The sequence below is a fragment of the Verrucomicrobiia bacterium genome, from assembly GCA_035489575.1.
Lineage (GTDB): Bacteria > Patescibacteriota > Saccharimonadia > Saccharimonadales > JAGQNK01 > DATHJY01.
Genome location: DATHJY010000004.1, coordinates 44,620 through 65,074 on the forward strand (window position 1 = coordinate 44,620; position 20,455 = coordinate 65,074).

At 51.3% G+C, this 20,455-nt stretch carries 25 protein-coding genes; 16 read left to right on the plus strand and 9 right to left on the minus strand.

Features of this window, described 5'->3' with window-relative positions; genetic code table 11:
* Nucleotides 1-11: 11 nt before the first annotated feature.
* Genes VK694_01780 through msrB form a run of 3 tightly spaced genes read left to right on the plus strand, consistent with a single transcriptional unit; the run spans nt 12 to nt 2,084 of the window.
* Entirely contained in the window at nt 12-1,229 is a 1,218-nt protein-coding gene (locus tag VK694_01780) for a Glu/Leu/Phe/Val dehydrogenase (protein ID HTE57444.1), read from the plus strand.
* Nucleotides 1,230-1,232: 3 nt separating this feature from the next.
* Nucleotides 1,233-1,673, plus strand: a complete 441-nt coding sequence (locus VK694_01785; protein HTE57445.1) for an MscL family protein — start codon at nt 1,233-1,235, stop codon at nt 1,671-1,673.
* Between the two features lie 15 nt (nt 1,674-1,688).
* Entirely contained in the window at nt 1,689-2,084 is a 396-nt protein-coding gene (gene msrB / locus VK694_01790; GenBank protein HTE57446.1) for a peptide-methionine (R)-S-oxide reductase MsrB, read from the plus strand.
* A 26-nt stretch (nt 2,085-2,110) separates the two neighbouring features.
* Here msrB and VK694_01795 read toward each other — a convergent pair whose 3' ends face one another.
* The 3 genes from VK694_01795 to VK694_01805 form a co-directional block, all read right to left on the minus strand.
* Complete coding sequence (locus VK694_01795) at nt 2,111-2,746, minus strand: hypothetical protein (protein ID HTE57447.1); 636 nt, start codon at nt 2,744-2,746, stop codon at nt 2,111-2,113.
* 167 nt (nt 2,747-2,913) lie between these two features.
* The gene (locus VK694_01800; GenBank protein HTE57448.1) at nt 2,914-3,234 is read right to left on the minus strand and encodes a hypothetical protein; all 321 of its coding nucleotides are present in this window, start codon (nt 3,232-3,234) and stop codon (nt 2,914-2,916) included.
* A 109-nt stretch (nt 3,235-3,343) separates the two neighbouring features.
* Nucleotides 3,344-3,745: a hypothetical protein gene (locus tag VK694_01805; protein ID HTE57449.1), complete on the minus strand. Its 402-nt coding sequence runs from the start codon at nt 3,743-3,745 to the stop codon at nt 3,344-3,346.
* 210 nt (nt 3,746-3,955) lie between these two features.
* Here VK694_01805 and VK694_01810 point away from each other — a divergent pair, with 210 nt between their 5' ends.
* Nucleotides 3,956-5,377, plus strand: coding sequence for a hypothetical protein (locus tag VK694_01810; GenBank protein HTE57450.1), 1,422 nt, complete (start codon nt 3,956-3,958; stop codon nt 5,375-5,377).
* A gap of 1 nt (nt 5,378) precedes the next feature.
* Here the strand turns inward: VK694_01810 and VK694_01815 are convergent, their stop codons facing one another.
* Entirely contained in the window at nt 5,379-6,116 is a 738-nt protein-coding gene (locus VK694_01815; protein ID HTE57451.1) for a M15 family metallopeptidase, read from the minus strand.
* A 42-nt stretch (nt 6,117-6,158) separates the two neighbouring features.
* Between VK694_01815 and VK694_01820 the strand changes: the two genes are divergently transcribed.
* The 4 genes from VK694_01820 to VK694_01835 all read left to right on the plus strand — a co-directional run bounded on the left by VK694_01820 (nt 6,159) and on the right by VK694_01835 (nt 8,474).
* Complete coding sequence (locus VK694_01820) at nt 6,159-6,947, plus strand: alpha/beta hydrolase (GenBank protein HTE57452.1); 789 nt, start codon at nt 6,159-6,161, stop codon at nt 6,945-6,947.
* An 83-nt stretch (nt 6,948-7,030) separates the two neighbouring features.
* Nucleotides 7,031-7,591, plus strand: coding sequence for an oligoribonuclease (orn, locus tag VK694_01825; GenBank protein ID HTE57453.1), 561 nt, complete (start codon nt 7,031-7,033; stop codon nt 7,589-7,591).
* Between the two features lie 149 nt (nt 7,592-7,740).
* A complete protein-coding gene (locus tag VK694_01830) occupies nt 7,741-8,154 on the plus strand; it encodes a hypothetical protein (GenBank protein HTE57454.1) in 414 nt (137 codons plus the stop codon).
* Nucleotides 8,151-8,474, plus strand: a complete 324-nt coding sequence (locus VK694_01835) for an MmcQ/YjbR family DNA-binding protein (GenBank protein ID HTE57455.1) — start codon at nt 8,151-8,153, stop codon at nt 8,472-8,474. The genes VK694_01830 and VK694_01835 overlap by 4 nt, the downstream gene beginning before the upstream one ends.
* A gap of 259 nt (nt 8,475-8,733) precedes the next feature.
* Here the strand turns inward: VK694_01835 and VK694_01840 are convergent, their stop codons facing one another.
* Nucleotides 8,734-9,324: a hypothetical protein gene (locus VK694_01840; GenBank protein ID HTE57456.1), complete on the minus strand. Its 591-nt coding sequence runs from the start codon at nt 9,322-9,324 to the stop codon at nt 8,734-8,736.
* A gap of 444 nt (nt 9,325-9,768) precedes the next feature.
* Here VK694_01840 and dnaG point away from each other — a divergent pair, with 444 nt between their 5' ends.
* Both dnaG and rpoD read left to right on the plus strand, forming a co-directional pair.
* The gene (dnaG, locus tag VK694_01845; protein HTE57457.1) at nt 9,769-11,511 is read left to right on the plus strand and encodes a DNA primase; all 1,743 of its coding nucleotides are present in this window, start codon (nt 9,769-9,771) and stop codon (nt 11,509-11,511) included.
* A 14-nt stretch (nt 11,512-11,525) separates the two neighbouring features.
* The gene (gene rpoD, locus VK694_01850) at nt 11,526-12,710 is read left to right on the plus strand and encodes an RNA polymerase sigma factor RpoD (protein HTE57458.1); all 1,185 of its coding nucleotides are present in this window, start codon (nt 11,526-11,528) and stop codon (nt 12,708-12,710) included.
* 47 nt (nt 12,711-12,757) lie between these two features.
* On the opposite strand, the gene VK694_01855 is transcribed toward rpoD, so the two are convergent.
* From VK694_01855 to VK694_01865, 3 genes are all read right to left on the minus strand, one after another.
* Nucleotides 12,758-12,910, minus strand: a complete 153-nt coding sequence (locus VK694_01855) for a hypothetical protein (GenBank protein ID HTE57459.1) — start codon at nt 12,908-12,910, stop codon at nt 12,758-12,760.
* 103 nt (nt 12,911-13,013) lie between these two features.
* On the minus strand, nt 13,014-13,628 hold the full coding sequence (locus VK694_01860; GenBank protein ID HTE57460.1) for a hypothetical protein: 615 nt from the start codon (nt 13,626-13,628) through the stop codon (nt 13,014-13,016).
* Nucleotides 13,629-13,635: 7 nt separating this feature from the next.
* Nucleotides 13,636-14,190: an AAA family ATPase gene (locus tag VK694_01865; GenBank protein HTE57461.1), complete on the minus strand. Its 555-nt coding sequence runs from the start codon at nt 14,188-14,190 to the stop codon at nt 13,636-13,638.
* Between the two features lie 28 nt (nt 14,191-14,218).
* On the opposite strand from VK694_01865, the gene VK694_01870 reads away from it, so the two are divergent.
* The 6 genes from VK694_01870 (at nt 14,219) to VK694_01895 (ending at nt 19,572) form a co-directional block, all read left to right on the plus strand.
* Nucleotides 14,219-15,325, plus strand: coding sequence for a polyprenyl synthetase family protein (locus tag VK694_01870; GenBank protein ID HTE57462.1), 1,107 nt, complete (start codon nt 14,219-14,221; stop codon nt 15,323-15,325).
* Complete coding sequence (locus tag VK694_01875) at nt 15,322-16,080, plus strand: hypothetical protein (GenBank protein ID HTE57463.1); 759 nt, start codon at nt 15,322-15,324, stop codon at nt 16,078-16,080. Before VK694_01870 ends, VK694_01875 begins: the two co-directional genes overlap by 4 nt.
* An 18-nt stretch (nt 16,081-16,098) precedes the next feature.
* Nucleotides 16,099-16,950, plus strand: a complete 852-nt coding sequence (locus tag VK694_01880) for a phytoene/squalene synthase family protein (protein HTE57464.1) — start codon at nt 16,099-16,101, stop codon at nt 16,948-16,950.
* Between the two features lie 184 nt (nt 16,951-17,134).
* Nucleotides 17,135-17,728, plus strand: coding sequence for a hypothetical protein (locus tag VK694_01885; GenBank protein ID HTE57465.1), 594 nt, complete (start codon nt 17,135-17,137; stop codon nt 17,726-17,728).
* Between the two features lie 13 nt (nt 17,729-17,741).
* The gene (locus VK694_01890) at nt 17,742-18,770 is read left to right on the plus strand and encodes a signal peptidase I (GenBank protein ID HTE57466.1); all 1,029 of its coding nucleotides are present in this window, start codon (nt 17,742-17,744) and stop codon (nt 18,768-18,770) included.
* Nucleotides 18,771-18,801: 31 nt separating this feature from the next.
* The gene (locus VK694_01895) at nt 18,802-19,572 is read left to right on the plus strand and encodes a polyphenol oxidase family protein (GenBank protein ID HTE57467.1); all 771 of its coding nucleotides are present in this window, start codon (nt 18,802-18,804) and stop codon (nt 19,570-19,572) included.
* On the opposite strand, the gene VK694_01900 is transcribed toward VK694_01895, so the two are convergent.
* Nucleotides 19,569-20,348: a helix-turn-helix domain-containing protein gene (locus VK694_01900; protein HTE57468.1), complete on the minus strand. Its 780-nt coding sequence runs from the start codon at nt 20,346-20,348 to the stop codon at nt 19,569-19,571. The two genes, VK694_01895 and VK694_01900, sit on opposite strands and share 4 nt — an antisense overlap.
* Between the last annotated feature and the right edge of the window lie 107 nt (nt 20,349-20,455).

Sequence of the window (20,455 nt, forward strand, 5' to 3'; positions counted from 1 at the left end):
AGGAGTATCACATGCTAGAGACTGCCCAAACGATGATTCGTCGGGTTGGTAAAAAATTGGGTTTTGACGAAGAAGAAATAAATCAATTGCTCAAGGCCAACGCCGAACATGAGTTCGAGATAGAACTGAGTACCGGAACCAAGCACAAAGCTTATCGGGTGCAGCACAATAACGCCCTGGGTCCTTACAAAGGTGGCGTACGCTTTCATCCAGAGGTCAATCTGGACGAGGTGCGAGCCTTGGCTACGCTGATGTCTCTCAAGACTGCTGCAGTAGGTTTGCCACTTGGTGGCGGCAAGGGTGGCGTGGCAGTGAACCCCAAAGAGTTATCCAAAGCAGAGCTAGAAGAACTGGCCCGCAAATATTCGGCATATTTATCACCACACATTGGACCAGACAAGGACGTGCCGGCACCAGACGTGAACACCAACGCTACTATCATCGACTGGATGGTGGACGAGTTCGAGAAAGTGACGGGCGATACCTCCCATGCCAGCTTTACCGGCAAGTCGTTGGGTAACGGCGGTAGTCTGGGGCGCGAGGCGGCAACTGGCCGCGGCGGCGTGATTGCGCTGCGCGAAGTGTTGAAGCAGCTCGGAAAGGGCAGTCAGGCTATCACGGTGGCTGTCCAGGGGTTTGGCAACGTCGGATCGTTCTTTGGCACCATAGCCGAGGACGATCATCCACAGTGGCAGCTGGTAGCGGCAACTGACTCTACAGGCGGCCCTTACAAAGAGGCTGGTTTGCACGCCACAGAAGTCGATACCTACAAGAAAAACATGGGTTCGCTCAAGGACTTTGCGGCTGATGGTGTGCGTATCATTACCAACGACGACTTGGTGGGTCTAGAAGTAGACGTACTGGTGCTTGCGGCACTGGGTGATGTAGTGACCGAGTCTACTATGCACAGCGTCAAAGCAAAAATCATCCTAGAGTTGGCCAACGCCCCGGTCAATGAGCAGGCTTATCACTACCTAACAGACCAAGGGGTGCTGGTTATCCCAGATGTGCTGGCCAATTCTGGTGGCGTAATTGTTAGCTACCTAGAGTGGGTGCAGAACCGTACTGGCGAACACTGGAGCGAAGAAAAAGTGAACACAGAACTTGAGCGCTACATGGTTACGGCTATCAAAGACGCCTATCAGTACGCTATAAAAGAGGAAGTGTCCCTGAAAGAGGCTGCTTTTGCCCTAGCACTGCAACGTATACGGAGTGAAAAGAGGAGCTAATACATGGAGAAAAAAGGCAAACAACCATACCAAGACACCCCGGTAACCATCGCCGCCAAATCAGCTGGCGCTAAGGGCGCGGCTACCGCCCGGCGCCACCTACTGGAGCGCTTGGGCCTGGATAGGCACATCAATGGTTTTTCTAATTTCTTGCGGGAACAAGGGGTCATCGGCCTGGCTGTTGGACTGGTGTTGGGGGTGCAGGTAAAGGCTGTGGTGGACCAGTTAGTTGCCAGCTTTGTGAACCCTGTCATTGGCCTACTGCTACCTGGCAGTGGTGGTCTGGCGGAGAAGACCTATACGATGTCAGTCGGGGGCAAGCACGCTGTATTTGCCTATGGTTCATTTATTGCTGTGATGATTAGCTTCACTACCGTTGCCGCAGTGGTGTACTTTGGGGTCAAGGGTTTGCAACTAGACAAGTTAGACAAAAATAAGTCCTAAAGAGCGGAGGAAGGTATGCAACTGAGCGAAGAAGAGTGGAAGAAAAAGCTTTCTCCCGAACAATACGAGGTGCTGCGCAACAAGGGCACTGAGGCACCGTTCAGCGGCAAGCTTTTGCAGAATAAAGAAACAGGCTCCTACGCTTGCGCGGCCTGTGGCAGGGTGCTGTTCATGAGTGATAGCAAGTACGAATCAGACGTTCCGGGGCTCGCGGGCTGGCCCAGTTTTTCAGAGGTAGCCAAGAGTGACGCTGTTGAACTAAAAGACGACAACAGTTTGGGTATACATCGGGTAGAAGTAACCTGCAAAAACTGCGGCAGCCACCTGGGCCATGTGTTCGACGACAACACTTCGCCCACGAACCAGCACTACTGTATAAATTCCTGTGCCCTGGATTTTAGGCCGCAATAGCCTCATCGGTAGGCTGTGCTTGTTCGTCAATGTAGGTGCCTCTGATTTTTTCGGCTACCCGCGCTACGCCTTGTAGGCTGTTGGTGACGTATTCTTTTGCGGTTTCGGCGGTAAATTCTCCCAAGGTGTCGGGTTTGGCGGCGGCCCGGTGGCGCCAGTTGTAGTTGAGTAAGTTCAATACCACCTTCAAACTGCAGGATTCCTGTGATAGCGTTCAGTTGTTCGAGTGTGAGCTGTGGAATCATCGCATCCACATCTTCGCTGTACCGAACAGACAATTCTAGTATTTCTTCTATGCGTTCATCGCACGGAATATCAGGCTCGGCAACAGCGTAGGTTATCAGGTCCATATAGTTAGCGCTATCACTGAATGCATCGATTTTTCCAGTGCCATTCTGACCAAGTACATCCCGACCCGGTCCAAAAGGGGCATAAGGGTCGGCCCACGGGTTCTTGTCGGTGGCTGACTCTCCGGGAAGGAGTAGCACTGGCTCTTTTACTTCCTCTCTAGCATGACGTTGCCGCCAGGCTTGCTCATGCCAGCTTGCTTCGGTCATCAAATCTTGAGCTTCTCTGGGCATGAGGGCCATGTTGCCTAAGTGAAATTCGCCGTAGTCATGGCCCCAATATTTTTTTTCGCCCTCAGAACGCTGAAATTGCATAATAGGCCACTCGTTACTTCCGATACTGCCAAGCCATACTTTGGTATTTTCTGGATTAACGACATTGCCGGCTGTGGGTGCCTCTACTAGCGTTGCGGCGTGTATATTTTCTCCTGCCAGGACGGTTTCGGCGAGTGTCTGATGGATGTCTGCTAGTGTTTCTAGGCTTACGGAGTCAACACGTACTTACCTTCGTTTTCCGGGTCGGGGACGAGGCGCTGACCGTATACACCCGCTACCCAGGCTTTATGAGGTTCGGCAACGACGTAGCCCTCCCCCTGCCTTTCGATACCCAGAATCTCTGGTTTGGTTGCCGCGCCCCTGGGCTGTTCCCAAAGGGCAGGGTCGGCAAACTGGGTCTCGATAAGCTCCTCGACACCATTTCCCGTATGTTCATAGATACTCTCTGGCTGCGCGGCCTGTGTGTCAGAAAATTCACCTCCTGGGGCGTGCATCTCTTGGGAGTGGGGTGAGCCTTCTTCTACCATGCTGCCGATCATTTTGTTTTTGCGGAATATTGCTATAAATAATAGCACAAAATATGGTAAAAGTCAATAATCTGAGATCGCTCGACCCAGAGGAGCTACTGGGTCTGGTCTATGGGGTAAAGGTGTAGTTCTGGCAGACGTGGTTATTGTTGGTGCAGATTTTCAGCTCGCTTTTTACCAACGAAACGCCGGGTGCGAACGCAGTGTACTTGTTTTGGATTGAGTCGATTTTGCAAGTATTGGTTACATGCAGGTCCTTCCCGCAGTTCGTAGAAGAGCTTGTAGAGGAGGTGACACGGGTAAAAGTTTTTGAACCACATGAGTCGTACACATCTTGATACACCGAATAGGCATTGGCGTACCAGCCGTGAGTATACTTAACGGCGCAGTCGCCTATCCAAAAGGACTTCTCTTGGTTTGGCGGTAGCGTCAGAGCGCTTGCGCGTGCTGGGCTGAAGGCCAGAATAGACAAAAATATACCAGCACTTAGGAATAATGCTTTTAGCTTCATGATTTCCTCCTTCCAGAAAATGTTGTATGGAGCTACCTTACGCTCATCATAGGGCGGGGGATAGTGTATTTTTTGACAACACCAGCGCATATAAGCATACATATTTTTTAACTTTAAGCACTATTTGGCGGGACAAGATTACCTCTGTTCAGCGTATTGACTTTTAGTCAAAAAAATGCTAGTATTGTAAAAGATAAACCAAAAAACAAAATGAACGCAGAATCAGCAGCATCACCCCAAGAAACAAACATCGAATCGCATGATGCATTTGACCAGGCCCTGCATGGGTTGGCGGCTGAGCTGCCAGAACTGGCCGACGCAGAAGAGCAGATCTCTGACTATGGGGCAGAGCTTATTACTGATCTGGGCATCCGCCCAGAACTTTTTGAAGAAAAGGCGCACACCGTTTTCTTTGCCGCCCTGGCACAACGCTCGGCTGGGCTGGAAGACAGAAGGCCTGGCATGTCTGTGGCCGACTATATGGCCGAGAAAGAATTTATCACCGATGCTGTCTTGTTGTTGGCCCGGGACAAGTCGGACTACTACGATCAGACTAAAGATCTTATAAATAGTGAAGAGGATGAGCACCCCAATGAAAAAAGCGTGTACGATCGTTACACGAACGTACAGGTGAGCCAGGAGCTACAAGAGGCAATTGATACCGGAGGTTTACTGGACGCGGTGAAGTCCCGGCTGAGTATTACTGCGGACACAGAAGACGAATTTGAGGTGCGTGTTCTAAATGTGGCCAGCGACTACGCACTGTCTGGCATGCGACCAGCTGCACCTCCAGAGTTAGAGGGCAAGCCTTACAATGCGCCAGAGTGGCAGGCCTGGGATGCGGACAAGCAGGCCTCGGCACAATACCACGCCGACATGAAACAAAAGGGTGATGCCTTTGCGAAAGAATTGGGCTTTGGTGAACTTGGCCTGGCCTGGGCCACTACCATAGACGACAAAAAGACTCTGGTTGTCCCGTTGCCGGTAGCCGAGAAGATCATGTACCGCAATGAAGGGCGAGCGAGCTACTACGCTGAAGATGCATGGGAGCGAGACTTTGCTATCCTGGAGCATGAATATACGCATACGCAGGGTGGACTAAACCTGGACAGCGGAGTGGTCTATGGCATTGGTGCCGAAGAGCTGCGGGCTGAACATTTCTCTGGCGACAAGAACGGATATATGGATATTAAGGGCTTCTTTATTGACCTGCGGATTGTGACTGGCCTGGACGTGAAGCCTTATTTCGACCGGCAGCCAAAAGGCGGGGACGCTGGGGAGTTTTACACTATGGTGGCACAAGAGTTGGGCTTGCAGAATACGCTAGAGCTCGCGCTGACTACCCCAAAAGGCTACGTCAGCGATAGCCGGAAACTGCAACAACATGCCGCACAACATCTAGGTGGTCTCGACGGCTTGACGGAGCGGCTCTATAACCAGGCGCTGGAAGATCCAGGAAGAACCGAGAAAATGGACGAACGCCTCGAGAGGGCAGCCCAAATAGGCGCAAAAGGATCGTCATTTGAAGGGTGGGCAGCTTACCGCAAAGACAGTCTTGATCTAAAGTTTATAACCGAAAAAATCGAAGAGCGCGTGGCGCGTACTCGGACCCAGGAAAAGATCGCCGCCTAGGCTACAGACCGAAGAATTCTTCCATAGTTTGGCCGGTTTTTTTCAGTTCGGCAGCTAGTTCGGGGCCAACATAGCGGAGGTGCCAAGGTTCATAACTGTAGCCAGTTTTGTTTTCTTTGCTCTGAAGGTAGCGAATGGTAAAGCCGTATTCGTGGGCGTGCTGGGCAACCCACTGACCCTCGGGCGTATCAGCAAAGCAGATGTCTATCTCGCACTTGCGGTTAGTGGCGCCGATGTCTAAGGACAAGCCGGTCTGGTGCTCGCTGGTGCCAGGTTTTGCGCTGACTTTGTCGGCCTCGGCCTGCCCAAGCTGTTTGACATTTTGAGCATAGACGGTTTGTTGCAAATCATAACTGCGATAGCCACTGGCCAGCAGCAAGTTGACGCCGTTTTGTTTGGCGGCAGCCACCAGCTGTTGGAGTGGGACGGCAATTTTTTGACTGACCCGGCGTTCGTCAGTGCCTGCGCCGCTTCGAATAGGGATGTCGGGTATGACTAGGTCGTCTGGTGCGTACGAGTTACCGACCGGACGGGACTTGTTGACGACCCACCAGATGCTGCCGGCCTGGTCGAGTGAGTGCTGCGATTTGTTAAAGCCAGATTGCTGCGCGTTGGTAGGGCTTTCTTTTGTGTCCTCTGCTGTTTTTACCCTTTTGCCGATGGCCACAAGGCCGGCAATTATCAGGGCAACGATTATCAAAACGATGATCAATTTTTTCTTGGAGGGTTTTTCAGACATGTTTGTAGTATACCGTGTGGCTCAACGTATAATATCGATTGTATGAATGCCTACAAGCTCCACGTATTCGAGCGCGGCCAGGGCCGGCCGGTTATTTTATTACACGGGGTATTGTCTACGCATCGGTACTGGGACAGTGTGGTGGAGATGCTCGAGCCCAGGCGGCAGCTGCTGGCCCCAGACTTGCTGGGTTTTGGGGCTTCGCCAAAGCCCCGACGTGCCGCCTACAGCCCAGAGCAAATGGTTGCCTGTCTAGAGGAGACGTTTCGGCGATATCACTTCAAGCAGCCTCCGGTGCTGGCCGGGCATTCTTATGGTGCCAACATCGCCTTGCTGTGGGCGCTGCACCGGCCCGAGCGGTTCTCTGGCTTGGTATTGTCGGCTCCCTTATTTTTCGAAAAAGATTTGTTACACCAGCAGCTGGCAACCATAGCGCTGGAAGGCAAGTGGCTCACCAGCAAGGCCTTGGCCAGGATGGTGGCCTTTGGCCTGAGCCTATCAGGCCTGGTGCCTACGCGGCTTGCCATGCGGGCGGCGCATGATCGTCCCCGGTCTGTTATAGAAGATGTCACCAGCCAGCGCTTTTATGTTTTTCGGAGAATGCAAAAGCACCCCTTGTACCGTCAGGAGGTTGTGGCCGATATACAAAAAATCCACATACCCACCCGAATCTTGCTTGGCGACAAAGACCTCATTGCCAGTCGGGCTATCGTGGACCTAGAAACGGTGTGCCAGACTAATACTATGTGCCGGGTGCAGGTGCTGCCGGGCTCTCACCAAGTGCTCCTAGAACACCCTGAAGTAGTAGCCAAAACAATTTTGTCGGTATGACCCACCTCATCTGGGACATCAGTTTTGGCGAATGAATCACTAAAACTGGTGGCAGTTTTAGTGAACAGGGTATAATGCAGGCAATGAGCCAGATAGATAAAGACCGTATACCTACCAAGCTACTCTGGGTGGATTTAGAGATGACCGGCCTGGATTCGCACCAGGATGTATTGCTAGAGATTGCTGCCGAGATCACCGATTTTGAGTTCAAGACCGTTGCTTCGTACGAGGCGCGTATTCGTCAGGACCGCGAAAAAGTCATAGAACGCATGCAAAAAAACGTCTGGTGGCGCGATTACCCGGAGAACCGAGACCAGTTTATCAATCGCTTGGGCGAGGGTAAGGAGCCTATCCAGGTCGAGCAAGAGATGGTTTCTTTGATACAAAAACACTTTGGTGACGAGCCAGCTGTGCTGGCCGGCAATTCCATACATAACGATCGTGACTTTATAAAGTTCTGGATGCCACAGTTAGATCTCAAGCTACACTATCGCATGTTAGATGTCAGCAGCTTTAAGGTACTCATGCAGGGCATGCACGGCGAGGTGTTCGAAAAGCAAGATGTACATCGGGCGTTTGATGATATTCAGGCCTCGATTGCCGAGCTCCAGCACTACCTGGAGTGGTTCAGGGAAAACGCCTAACCTTCTCACGTTTATTTGACCTACACGGTGTTTTATCTGTAACGGCTGTGTCAATTAACAGGGAATGTTTGCAGTGGTCAGGCTTATATTTTAGAATAAGAGTAATAGGTGGGACCTTATCAAACATAGAGGAGTGAGTATAGGCGCGAATGGAGTTCGGACAGCCACCAAATAAGCCCGAGAAGCGGGATCACCTCATCAGCATGAGGTTGGATAAGGGTGAGGCTAAAGTCTTCCGATATTCGTGTAGGTCCCTGCTGAGTTCTCTTGAGCAAGATTCTGATGATTACGACGCCTGTCAGGCGATTGTAGATACTAGTCCTGGCGCGCTTGAGGTCTACCTGAGTGAGGATAATCACGCTTTGTTTGTCTACGGTTTGGCTCGCTATGCCAGAGACGTTATGACCTACATAGAGAGTGCGATGCTCCACGACCTGGCGTTTGACCCACAGATGACCGTGAGGTACCAGCAGGCTAATCGCATGGCCCAGCAAATTGCCGAAGAAGGAGAGGTGGCGCTCTTTCGACAAACTATTCCAATGTCACCAGAGGATATTCTATGAATCATAAAACAGTCGAAACATATGTACTCAGCATGCCGCATGCCAAGCTAGACTATCCGTTTGGTGAAGGGGTGGCTGTCTATAAAGTGCATGACAATATGTTTGCTCTCATTGCTGAGGGGAAGGATCCGATTCGTATTAGCCTAAAGTGCGATCCGGTCCTGTCAAAAGTTTTGCGCGACAAATACACCGAGGTCATGGAAGGCTACCACCTGAACAAAAAACACTGGAATACTATTATTTTGGCAGGGCAATTGCCCTGGGAAGAAGTGCAGGGACTCATCCGGCACAGCTACGACCTCGTCGCAAAAACCAAGTAATTTTCTACTCATCTATAGCTTTTATCTCCACGCCGACTCTTTGTGGAGGGGCTTCCATACACACCCCCAGACAGGCGGTCATAAAAACATGACTGTCCAACTAGAACTGACTGTCCGGCTCCTGTGGAACTCACCCCGACAAGTCGGGGCTCAAACAGTCCTCGGAGCGCGGGCAATCACTCCTAGCCGCCCAATCAGTTTTTCGTAACCGCCTGGCGGAGGGCGGAGGGGGAAGCACATGTATGAGAGGGGTGGATTACTATTCTGGGGCGACGCCTATGAGTAGGCTGGCGTTTTTGTATTGGGTGGAGAGCGTTGCTTTTAGTTTTGTGTTGGTTGTGAGGTCGTAGGTGGATTTGACGCTTTTTTGGTAGGCGACTAGTTCGTCTTGGAGCTCTTTTAGAAAGACTTCGTCAAAGCGGTTGTTTTGTTGGGCGTTGGTGAAAAGCTGGTCGGTTTTGGCGTTCTTGCCGCCGTTCAGGAGCTTGCTAGGGGTTTTTACTTTTTGGCTGTTCAGCGTTGACTTAAGAGACGATAGATCGCTAGTTATGCTGAGGCTGGTGGTCCTGGCGAGGTTTTTGGCATTGTCGTCGCGTGATTGTTTTAGCCCGACTTCTGCAACGCGGATTAGCTCGGTTTGCTGCTGAACGACTTTAACCAGTTGCTCTTTGTTGTCGGGCGCGCCTGCAAATAGAACCATGTAGATAATAAATGGGACAAGCAAAACGGCCAGACCTATTATGGCGTATATGAACATCTTGTTTGATGACCCGCTCTTGATCGAGAACTTGGGTTTGGGGCCGTTCGGAGAGCCCATAATAAAATCGTACTGGTTTTGCTGTTGCTGCATTACTTGTTATTGTACCAGCCCCACGGCCTATAGTCCGCGCAAAACAAAACCTGTGAATTTAGGGTGATGATCCAAGTGAGCTAGAACTGTTTGGGCCGAGTGAGGCGTATCCATTGATACGGTGAGCGAGGCATGGGCAGTTCTGGCCGCTTGGGCACAGCCTAAAACGCAGGTTTTGTTTTGTGGGGGCTATGCGCACCGCATTAGCTCTTTGGAGCGAGGGTCATGTCAGAGTGCTTATGCTATGACGTTTGCCAGAGAAGCTATACTCTAAGAGAGTGAAGCTACCTTATGTCTCCCCTCCAGCCTCAGCACACTCTGGCGGTGCCCTTCGCCAGTTTTGCTTGTCAGCGTACCTACGGGTACGCTTCCGCACAAGAACTGACAAATGGCACTCACCAGAGTATTCTTCACTTAACAGAGAGAAGACATAAGGTAGCTTCTATGGACGCTGTCGAAGAGGTTAAAAGCCGGTTGGCTATAGAGGACGTGTTGGGTGAATACATGACCCTCAAGCGCTCGGGTCGTAACTATAAAGGCCTCAGTCCTTTTACGGCCGAAAAATCCGCTAGCTTCATGGTTAGTCCAGAAAAACAGATCTGGCATGACTTCAGTAGTGGCAAGGGCGGGGACATGATCAGTTTTGTCATGGAGGTGGAGGGATTGGACTTCAAGGCAACCTTAGAGCTGTTGGCTCGTAAGGCCGGCGTAGACCTGAGCCAGTACCAAACCGGGCGAAATGCTGACACGTCCAAACTAAAAGAGCGTCTGTATGAAGCGCACGAGCTGGCTACTAAGTTTTATCAAACGCAGTTCACTCGTAACCAGGGTGCTTTGCGATACGTGCTGGAAAAGCGAGCTTTTAGCAAAAAGGTGGTGTTGGCTTTTCGTCTTGGTTATTCGCCCAATAACGGCACGGCGCTCATGGATTTTATGAAAAAAAAGGGCTTTAGCGAGGACGAACTGCAAAAGGCCGGGCTGGCCACCAAGCGCTACCGCGGCCTGGGCGATATGTTTCGTGGACGGCTGCAGATTCCCCTCATGGATGCGCAAGGCAGGGTGGTGGGCTTTACGGCTCGCTTGCTCGAGGACATACCGAATGCCCCCAAATACCTGAACACGCCCCAGACAGTACTGTATGACAAGGGCCGGCATGTCTATGGACTGCATCTTGCAAAAGAAGGTATCCGCAAGAATGGCTATGTGGTGGTAGCCGAGGGCAACCTGGATGTTATCGCCAGCCACCAGGCAGATATCACGCAAGTGGTAGCCACGGCCGGTACGGCTCTGACAGAGATGCACCTGAAGGCCCTCAATCGTTTTACGGGCGATATCCGGCTGGCTTTTGACCAGGACCGTGCGGGGTTGGCTGCCACTGAACGCGCCATTCCCATTGCCAGCAAAGTGGGTGTGACACTGAGTATGATCACCATTCCGGAAGGCAAAGACCCAGACGAGCTGGTCAAGAAAGACCCTGACGCCTGGCGCAAAGTTATAGAAAATCACCAGTATGCGGTGGACTGGCTTATTGAACGTATCGGTGGCCAACTTGACCTAGAGAGTGCAGTGGGCAAGCGCCAGTTCAGCGATGTGGTTCTGCGGGTGGTTCGGCAGCTACCAGACCAGGTAGAGCAAGATCATTACCTAGGGGTACTGGCCAAGCACATTGGTGCCAGTAAGCAAGCTCTAGAGCGCAAACTACAGGGGGGCGAGGAGCCAAGGACTCGTCTAAAAGCCATCAAAGCCGACATAAAAATGGACAAGCAGGCCATTGATCAACTGAAGACCCAAAACCAGCTGCTGTGCCTCACGCTCATGCAGCCCGCTGTCCGTCATTACCTGAAGCCGATTACCTACGACATGTTGTCAGACGAGTCGGCTCACCAATTGCTGCGCTTCTTGCAGGACAACCCACAGTTTGCGGGGGATCCCAAAGAGAGCGAGGCATTGAGAGATATTGCAGATTATGTTAAAATCCTAAGTCTACAGTTCGATGAATTATATCGACAACACGAGCTATTGGAGCTTCGTAACGAAGCCGCTCGGTTGCAAGAAAAGCTGATAAAACAATACGTTCACGACAAAAAACAGCCTCTGATCGAAGCCATGCGTACCGCAAACGAATCAGAGTCGCAAAAACTACTCGAGCAAGCAAAAGAACTCGATAATCTACTTAAAAAGTTATAAGAGGCATACTATTTATGGTGAAGAAAAAAGCTACCCCAAAGGTTACTACCAGAGCTACTGCAAACGCTACAACCAAGGCTGACGCAAAGAAAACGACCCCTGTTGATCCAGAGTTGGTCAAGGCTCAGAAAGAGCTTCTGGCAAAGGCCAAAAAGGACGGCAAGATAGCTCAGCGAGATATCTTTGCTGCTATTCCAGATACGGCGGCAAATGCCGAAGTTCTAGATGAGTTATACACCGAGTTGGCAGACGCCAACTTACAGGTGACTGAACCAGGCACGCCAACCGCGGCCCTGACCGATGATTGGGCGCCTGAGGGCGATGAAGAGGAAGAAGTAATACTGAGTGAGCAAGTGTACCTAGACGACATTGCCGATGACTCAGTACGTTTGTACCTGCGTGAAATTGGTAAAATTCCACTGCTGAACGCCGAAGAAGAACTAGCCCTGGCCCAAAAAGTAGTCGCTGGTGACAAGCGCGCCAAGGACAAGATGGCTGAGGCCAACATGCGCCTGGTTGTGTCTATTGCCAAGCGCTATGTGGGCCGCGGTCTAGACTTGTTGGACCTGATCCAAGAAGGCAACACTGGCCTGCTACGTGCGGTTGAAAAGTTTGACCCAGATAAAGGGTTCAAATTCAGTACCTACGCCACCTGGTGGATTCGCCAGGCTATTACCCGTGCTATTGCCGACCAAGCCCGTACTATTCGTATCCCCGTGCACATGGTAGAGACCATCAACAAATTGTTGCGTACCCAGCGTCGCCTGACCCAAGAATACAACCGCGAGCCTACCAACGAAGAGATCGCCAAGGCTATGGAAATCGACGTGGACAAGGTAGAGCACATCATGAAGATCAAGCAAGATATATCTAGTCTGGACGCCAGTGTGCGTGACGATGAAGAAGACTCGGTACTGGCAGACTTTATCGAAGACGAAGACACCATCAGTCCCGAAGAATCAGCTACCAACCAGTTGCTGAAAGAACACGTCAAAGACATGTTGGGCAGTCTTACTGAACGTGAACAAAAGATCTTGAAGCTGCGCTTTGGTCTAGAGGATGGCAAGAGCCATACCCTAGAAGAAGTTGGCCAAGAATTCAGCGTCACCCGTGAACGCATCCGCCAGATAGAAGCCAAGGCTCTGGCCAAACTGCGTAAGCACAAAGACAGCAAAAAACTCCACGACTACATTAAGTAGACTGCGCTACGCGGTCCTCATTGCAAGGCTCTGGCAGGCAAAGCATTCTAGTGAAGTGACAGAGTAGTTACGAGCTTTGTCCGTCCGTCCTTGTGGTACACGTCGAGGTGTCCGAGGAAGGTGAGCGGCTTCACATCCAGCTGCTCTGGCAGGACCACGGTGACTCCCGTAGGGGTTCCGTGCGCAGCTAGGGTAGGCACGTCTTTTTTTGCTCCTCCGTTGTCTGGGAACTATTCTGGCAACGCAAGTCTACTTGCTTATATATAATAATTTTATAAAAATACAAGAATACCTAAATGTCACTCAGGAGGTTTCAGCTGCCTGACCATCGGACCGGTCGGGGTGACCCACGCTCTTTCCGGGCTGAAACTTTACTAAGCCAAAAAGGGTGACGTAGAGTATCAGAATATACAACGAAAAGCCTGATGCTTCCAAACTCCAGGTGCTTAGCGTCAGCAGGGTGATGGCGGCGCTGATGGCGAAGAGCATAAACAAAAAAGGACTCTCCGAACGGGGGTCTTTATAGGCTTTGATCAGGGTAGGGGTGGCAGCCAGGCCGTCGGCCGTGATGCTCAGGGCTACCGCCACCGCACCGCTACCAGTAAGCTGCCATAAAATAAGTGCCGCAACCGAGGCGCCACCACATATCAGGTCAAACCGTGAAGGCCTGAACTGGCCCTTTTTTAGCCCGGCGATAAAAACGGCCAGGGGGCACAAGCCTACCATCAGGGTCAAGAAAGCGGCCGGTCCCACGCCAGCTTCTAGCTGGGCGGCGAAGGCTATCATGGGCGCCACGGACCACAAGAACCATGTCACCAGGTTGGGTCTGGTGTCGCTCTGGTACATATCTTTGATGTAGGCGTAAGCGCCCCACACAATCAACAGCACAGCCAGGTACATAAACCGTTCGTCAATCATATGGTATCTATAATTGCGCCAGAATTTGGTCGAGTTTATCAGTCAGTATTTTTTGGGTACTGTCGTTTACCAGGGTGTAGTCGGCGTTGGCAATGGGGCCGCCTTTTTCGATGTTTTCTATCTCTGCGTATTCGCGTGAGGTGACTTGTTCGTCGGTCAGGGGCCGTTCGGATCGGCTAGCCAGCCGGTCGTGGCGCAGTTTGCGGGGAGCAACTACCGCAATAGTAATGGCGTTTTCGCCGAAGTGTTCCTTGAAAATCTTGTATTCGGTCCAGCTGTACAGACCGTCGGCTACCACTTTGTCGTGGCCTTCGGTAAAAAACTGCTCTATCTGGGGAATAATACGCTTGGCGTAGGCACCTTTGCCTTCGGTAGCACGTATTTCTTCACGGACGTTGCGTTCGTTTGCTTCGGTGACTTCCAGGCCTCGGCGAATAACTTCGTCGATGGTGATACCACCAAAATACACACTGGGGACATCCTGCGACTCTAGGTGATCAACAAGCATACTCTTGCCAGCGCCCGGCATGCCCACCAAAACAATAACTTTTTTATCCTGCATAGGGGGTATTATACTTAAAGTAAATATTATGAGCACTAAAAATACCGCTAAAAGTGATAAAAAGGTCTTTGCCACAAAGCTGAGCGCCTACAAAAAATTGCTAGATGCTGATATTGCGGCTTATACCAAGACCGTAGAAAAGAGTACGCTGCAGCAGTACGGTAGCCAGGCCCGGCTGGCAACAGATGCCTATCTTAGCCTGCTGGGCCGCGGTGGCAAGCGTATTCGCGGGGCATTGACTATGGTGGGCTACGAAATGAGTGGCGGCCGCGATCAGAAAATGATCGTGCAGGCTGCTCGGGCTATCGAAATGATGCATGCCTACATACTGATCATCGATGACATTCAAGACCGCAGCCTGACCCGTCGCGGTGGCCCGACTGCCCATATGCAACTGGCTGATTATCATCGCAAACACCAGCTGGCAGACGACCCTGATCACTTTGGTATTTCGTTAGCACTCAACAGCGCGCTGTTGGCAGGGCACATGGCCAACACTATTCTGGCCAACCTACCGGGTGCCACAGAGAACGCGCGGCTAAAAGCAGTCAGTATCATGAATGACACCATGGCCACTACGGCTCATGGGCAGACAAACGACATCATGAACGAGGTGGTTGATACGGTTGATCTGCAGCAGGTAGACGATGTCCTAAAGTGGAAAACGGCACATTATACTTTCTTAAACCCTTTGTACATTGGTATGGTGCTGGCCGGAGCTGGTGACGACGCTACAGACGCTATCACCGACTATGCCATGAGCGCTGGCCGCGCCTTTCAGATCACAGACGATATACTTGGTGTATTTGGGACTGAGTTCGATAGTGGCAAGAGTCCGCTGGATGATATACGAGAAGGCAAGCGGACAGTTCTGACTGTCTATGCCCTAGAGCACACCCAAAACGCCAACAAGAATTTTTTGATACACATGCTGGGTAACCAAAAACTGACACCGGCAGAATTTAGACGCTGCAAAGACATATTGGTAGACTGTGGCGCCCTGGTCTATGCAAAAGAAGTGGCAGCCGACCATGTTCAGGCGGCGCTGGTAGCCCTAGATGCTGTCCGGGGTAGTGCAGAGGGCAAGCGGTTTTTGCGGGGATTGGCAGAATACCTACTGGTTCGAACATCGTGAAAGCCCCAACAGCTCAACTGGCTATAGATATCCTGAAGCCACTCGTAGCGGAATTGGGTCCAGCCCAGGCTGCCTTTTGGGTAACTCCTACTATGGTGCTGACTCTGTCTGGAGCCCGGGGCATTGCCGACGGCGTGTTCTATACCAACGATGTCACTCTGCAGGCCAAGTGGCAGCAAGAACTGCGCGCGGCACTGAAAATTTTCGACAAGACACGGCCAGAACCGATGATAGTTGTGGGTTCGCACACTAACCCCATGGGCCGAGTCTATGTATCTTACGACGTCTTGTTTGTGCCGGGGCTAGAGTATGCTCTGCACCAGACAAAGCTACTAAGCGATGCCGACAAGATAAAACTACTGCACGGACCCATAGACAATGAGTCGCTGGGGGTAATGACCAAGCTCCTCAAACATCACCCTGACACCAAAGAGTTTGACGAAGAGTTTCTGGGGCATGTGGCCACGGGCATTTTGCTGGGTTATCCAGACCAAGCAATCGTGGGCGCCCTAAAGGCCCGTTTGCAGGGAGCTAGCTTTGTTCCGTTTGCCCACATCAAATATGCCGATTTTTACCACTGCCCTCAGCCGATATATGAGCGCCCGGACGACTTAAAGAATAACGTCAGTATCAAAAAGCACGAACAAGACTGGTCGAAGCTGCTCAAAGATTTTTATACGTCTGACTTTCATAAAGACCTGGCCAAAGACCCGGCATTTATGGAAAAAGCCAAGCAGATCGGGCTCACTACATGAAAGAAAAAGGGGTGGGAAGTGAGTTCTAAGTCGCTCGAGCAAACTATTTTTGAGCGGGGCAGTACAACGTATTACTTTAGTTCTAAGCTGTTTCCCAAACAGGTGCGAGAAGATGTGTTTCGGTTATATAGTTTTGTGCGAATAGCAGACGACTACGTCGACGCTGCTCCGCAAAAGACGGCCGAATTTACCGCCCTGTGCCGGGCGTGGGATCTTGCTAAGATAGACAACAAGTTTGATACCAAGAGGCTGTCCACGGACAGCCTTGATGAACGGGTTATAAAAAACATGATCTATCTGGTGCGAGAATACGAGATAGACCCGGCGTTGGTAGAAGCGTTTTTGGCATCTATGCTGGCTGACATAGACAAGAAGACTTTTAAGACGCTCGATGAATCTTTGGGCTATGTCTATGGTTCGGCCGAAGTGATTGGCCTGATGATGAGCAAAGTTTTGGGCCTGCCAGAAGAAGCGCTGCCCTATGCCCGTTTACAGGGAAGGGCCATGCAGTGGATCAACTTTTTGCGTGACATAGAAGAGGACAATGCTCTGGGGCGCCACTATTTTCCCGCCGATGATCTGGCATTGTATCATCTGCCAAACCTCAATCACGAAACTGCCCTAGGCAACCATCAATTATTCATCGATTTTGTGCGCATGCAGCTGGCCCATTATCAGGACTGGCAAGCCCAGGCAGCAGAAGGCTACAAATATATTCCCAAACGTATCCTGGTGCCTATAAAAACCGCGGCCGAGCTGTACGCCTGGACTGCTCGGCAGATTCAGCAGAATCCGCTCAAGGTCTATGACCAAAAGATAAAACCAACCAAGCGGCACTTACTCACGGCAGCCGCCAAATCGGCAAAATAGTTAACAAAGTATTAAAAACTACTTTAAATTGCACCCTTAACTATTCAATGCATGAAATATCTTGTTGCAACGGGTGGCTATTTGCGCTTATGCTTTAACTACGCACACTAAAATTACGAGCCGTGTTTGAGAGCCGGCTGGTGACATACAGTGTGAGACTAAACTAAATGTGGGGAGGGTGAGTATGAAACTACTCAAACTAAATCCAGTGGTGCGAGCCATTGGTGTTATGGGCGCAGTGGCCGTTTTGGTCGGCGGCGTAACGTTTGCAGCACTAGCGGACGCAGCAACACTAACAGGTAATACAATCGCAACAGAGTCGGCAAATGCCGATCTTTTGTTATATGACGGCGATAGCTTTGAGCCAACGGCTCCTGGTTTTGACTTGGCAGAGCTGAAGCCGGGTGAAGAATCTGACAAGTTCAATTTTTACTTCAAGAACAATGGCAACGTAGATCTTGATGTAACTGCTCGTATCAATGTACTGCCAGTGTTGACTGGCCTAGACGCAGACCAGGTGACCCTAAAGTTCTACGGCGCATGCCCAGACGTTCTGACGGTTACATTGGGACAACTAAGCGATGGCACACCAGACGCGCTGCCATGTGGTCCACTGGTCGAAGGCGCACAAGGTGTGGGTGGCGAAGATGCTACCAATGCGGCCAACTACCAGGTGACCGTGACGGTAGACGAGGCTGTTGAGCTAGATGAAGCACCTAAAACCGTTGGTGAGTTTGACCTAACTTTTGACGGAACTGCAGTTACCGAAGAGCTGTAGGCTGAGGTAAATCATGGGCAAGCTCACAAAAGTCGCCAAGATTGGCCTTTGCTCCCTGGCAGCACTGTTTGGACTGGTGCTGCTGGGGTTGAGCTTGCCGCTAAGAGGCGGACAGGCGCTGTCCATTCAAACTGGCAGCATGGAGCCGAGGCTCTCGCCCGGTGATGCGGTGTTTGTGAAACGTGTTCCTGTATCTGCGTTGCAGGTCGGGGATATTGTCACATACATTAGTCCGGCTCATCCCGAACAAACCACTACACACCGCATAGTTGATATAGCCGGTCCGGTCGGTCGGCCCACCTATCTAACTTTGAAGGGTGATGCTAACCGGACGGCAGATGCCCCCGTGTCACCCTACGCGGTTGTGGGCAAGCAGGTGGCGTCTGTGCCGTACCTGGGAAGGGTATTGGACTTTCTGCGCTCGTGGGCTGGCATAACGTTGTTTGTGTATATGCCGGCGCTGGCGGTTGTTTTGGTAGAGGTGCGAAAATTGGTGGCCTACTACCGCAGTATGGAGCCCTATGTTTTGCCAGAAATTCTAGCCCGGCGCAAAAAGAAGTCGACGCATCTTGTTCGTAATGCGCTGGCGGTTATGATGATGGTTGTCATTGGCAGTGTGACCGTGGCGCTACCAGTAACAGCGGCCCTAAAAGCCACAGCCACCATGACAGGCAATACTATCGCGACGGCCACACTTCCACCGCCACCCTCGGCGGTAGGCGGTCTAGCCCTGCGACGGGTGTTTGTGGCCTGTACCTCAGAAGATCGCACAAAGGCAGACCATCTGAATATTATTCTGTATAACGCCGGCAAGACAGACTTGAATATAACAGGGTGGTACTTGCAGTCTGGAGCTACCAAGTTTTATACCTTTGCGGCAACTACCGTGTCTCATCGATCAACATTTGATTTTGCTACCCCTGTACCGCCAGGTGTCAGTTACGATAGCGGCTCGGTCAAGCTGTACAACGCTGCTGGCCAGCTGGTGGACACATCGTCGTGGAGTCACAACCCCACTGGTCGTCCTTGCCGCATATTGTAAAAAATTACAAAAGTGGCATAATCTATTGATCATGATCGGTCAACTTACAGAAACAGCCCCTGGAATATATGTCCCAGACGTGCACGACGATATAGTTGTTGCGCATAGCGACAGGCGAAACGGCAATATAGATCCACGCTTTGTAGAAGGAGACGAGTGGACTGAAGCCCGTCAGCGTCTGTTCGAGCAAGCCGGTTTGCATGCCGGCCAGGTTGCCGTTATTGGTTTTGCCAAGGGCCGAGGTCCCAGCAATGAATTTGTAGATTTGGGAGATGCCGAACCGCCCGAGAGGCCAGTGGTTACAGACGGATTGGTAACAACCCGACCAGGCGTAGGCCTGATGCTCAACCCCGCAGACTGCCTAGCCTTGGCCCTATATCATTCTGATAGACAGGTACTTATGTTGGCTCATTTAGGATGGCGCGGTATAAAGCTGGGGCTGCATACCAATATGTTGGAGTATGCCGCAGGTGAGTATGATGTGGATACGGAACAGGCGGCAGTATACTTCAGCCCCTCGATTGGTCCGCGGTCTTATGTGGCGCCGGATGTTGACGAAGACCAGCGGAACGACCCCAAGTGGGAGGCGTTTATCGACGAGCAAACAGATGGCTTTCATCTAGATTTTCCTGGATACGTAAAGCGGGATCTAGGCGAAGACTTTGGTATAACCCAGATCCACGACTCGGGTATAGATGTAGGCGCAGATCCTCACCACTTCTCGTTTACGCGGCTTAAGGACGGAACCCAGGACGTCAACGGCCGCAACGGCTTTGTGGTGGCTATACGACCTGCCGTCTAGTGACGGGGCAAATCTTTGTAGTAGGGCATAGCCTGCAGGCAAGTGTTCAGTAGTTGCCAGAGCTGACGAAAAGCATCAGCCACCATTGGGTTGGTAATGGTAATAGCGTGTGGTTCGACACCAAATACTATGATCAACAGGGTGTCACCGCTGGCACTCCATTCTACTGGAGCGTTGTAATCTTCTTGCCGAACCCATGTCCGGTCCATGTTGCTCCGTTTGTCGCCTTTATTTGAGGCGGTTCCAGTACTGAGGTCAGGTGTGATGCCGTAGCGCTTAACGCCATGGCGGCCAGGGGTAATACGGATATCATGCAATGTTTCAAAGCCCATTACCGGAATATCGGCTCGCGAGCGAATGAAATAGATAGATTGCAGTTGGTTGATCTGCCGGCGATAAGCATCGGCAACAGCTTGGCGGCCTGTCACTACTTGTATACTGGGCTGCTCGGTGTGGGTGTGGTAGGTGGCTAGCAGATCTTTTAGGACGGCTTTTACCGCGTCCTCACGGGCGGCGGCCAAGTTGCGTTGGTCGGCTACTAGGTTACCGAGCGCCATCGGGTTGCCTGGTTGATAGGTGGCTTTTTTGGTTGACTCGTCCTTGATGGCAAGCCCAAGTTCTACAAGTTTATCCAGCAGTTTATAGGCATTGGTGCGGGTTATCTTGAGATTCTGGGCGGCCTGGGGCGGGGTAACGCCCCCGGTTTGGAGTAACAGGGCATAGGCCTCCGCCTGAGGGGCGGTTAAGCCGGTTGCGATCAATTTCTCTGGGGCCATATCTAAAATTCTAGCACAAAACAGGAAAAATGTGAATACTATATTCACATTAGTAATATGCTAAAGTGTTATAATTGACTCAGTACGTGAAAGATGTATTGACATAT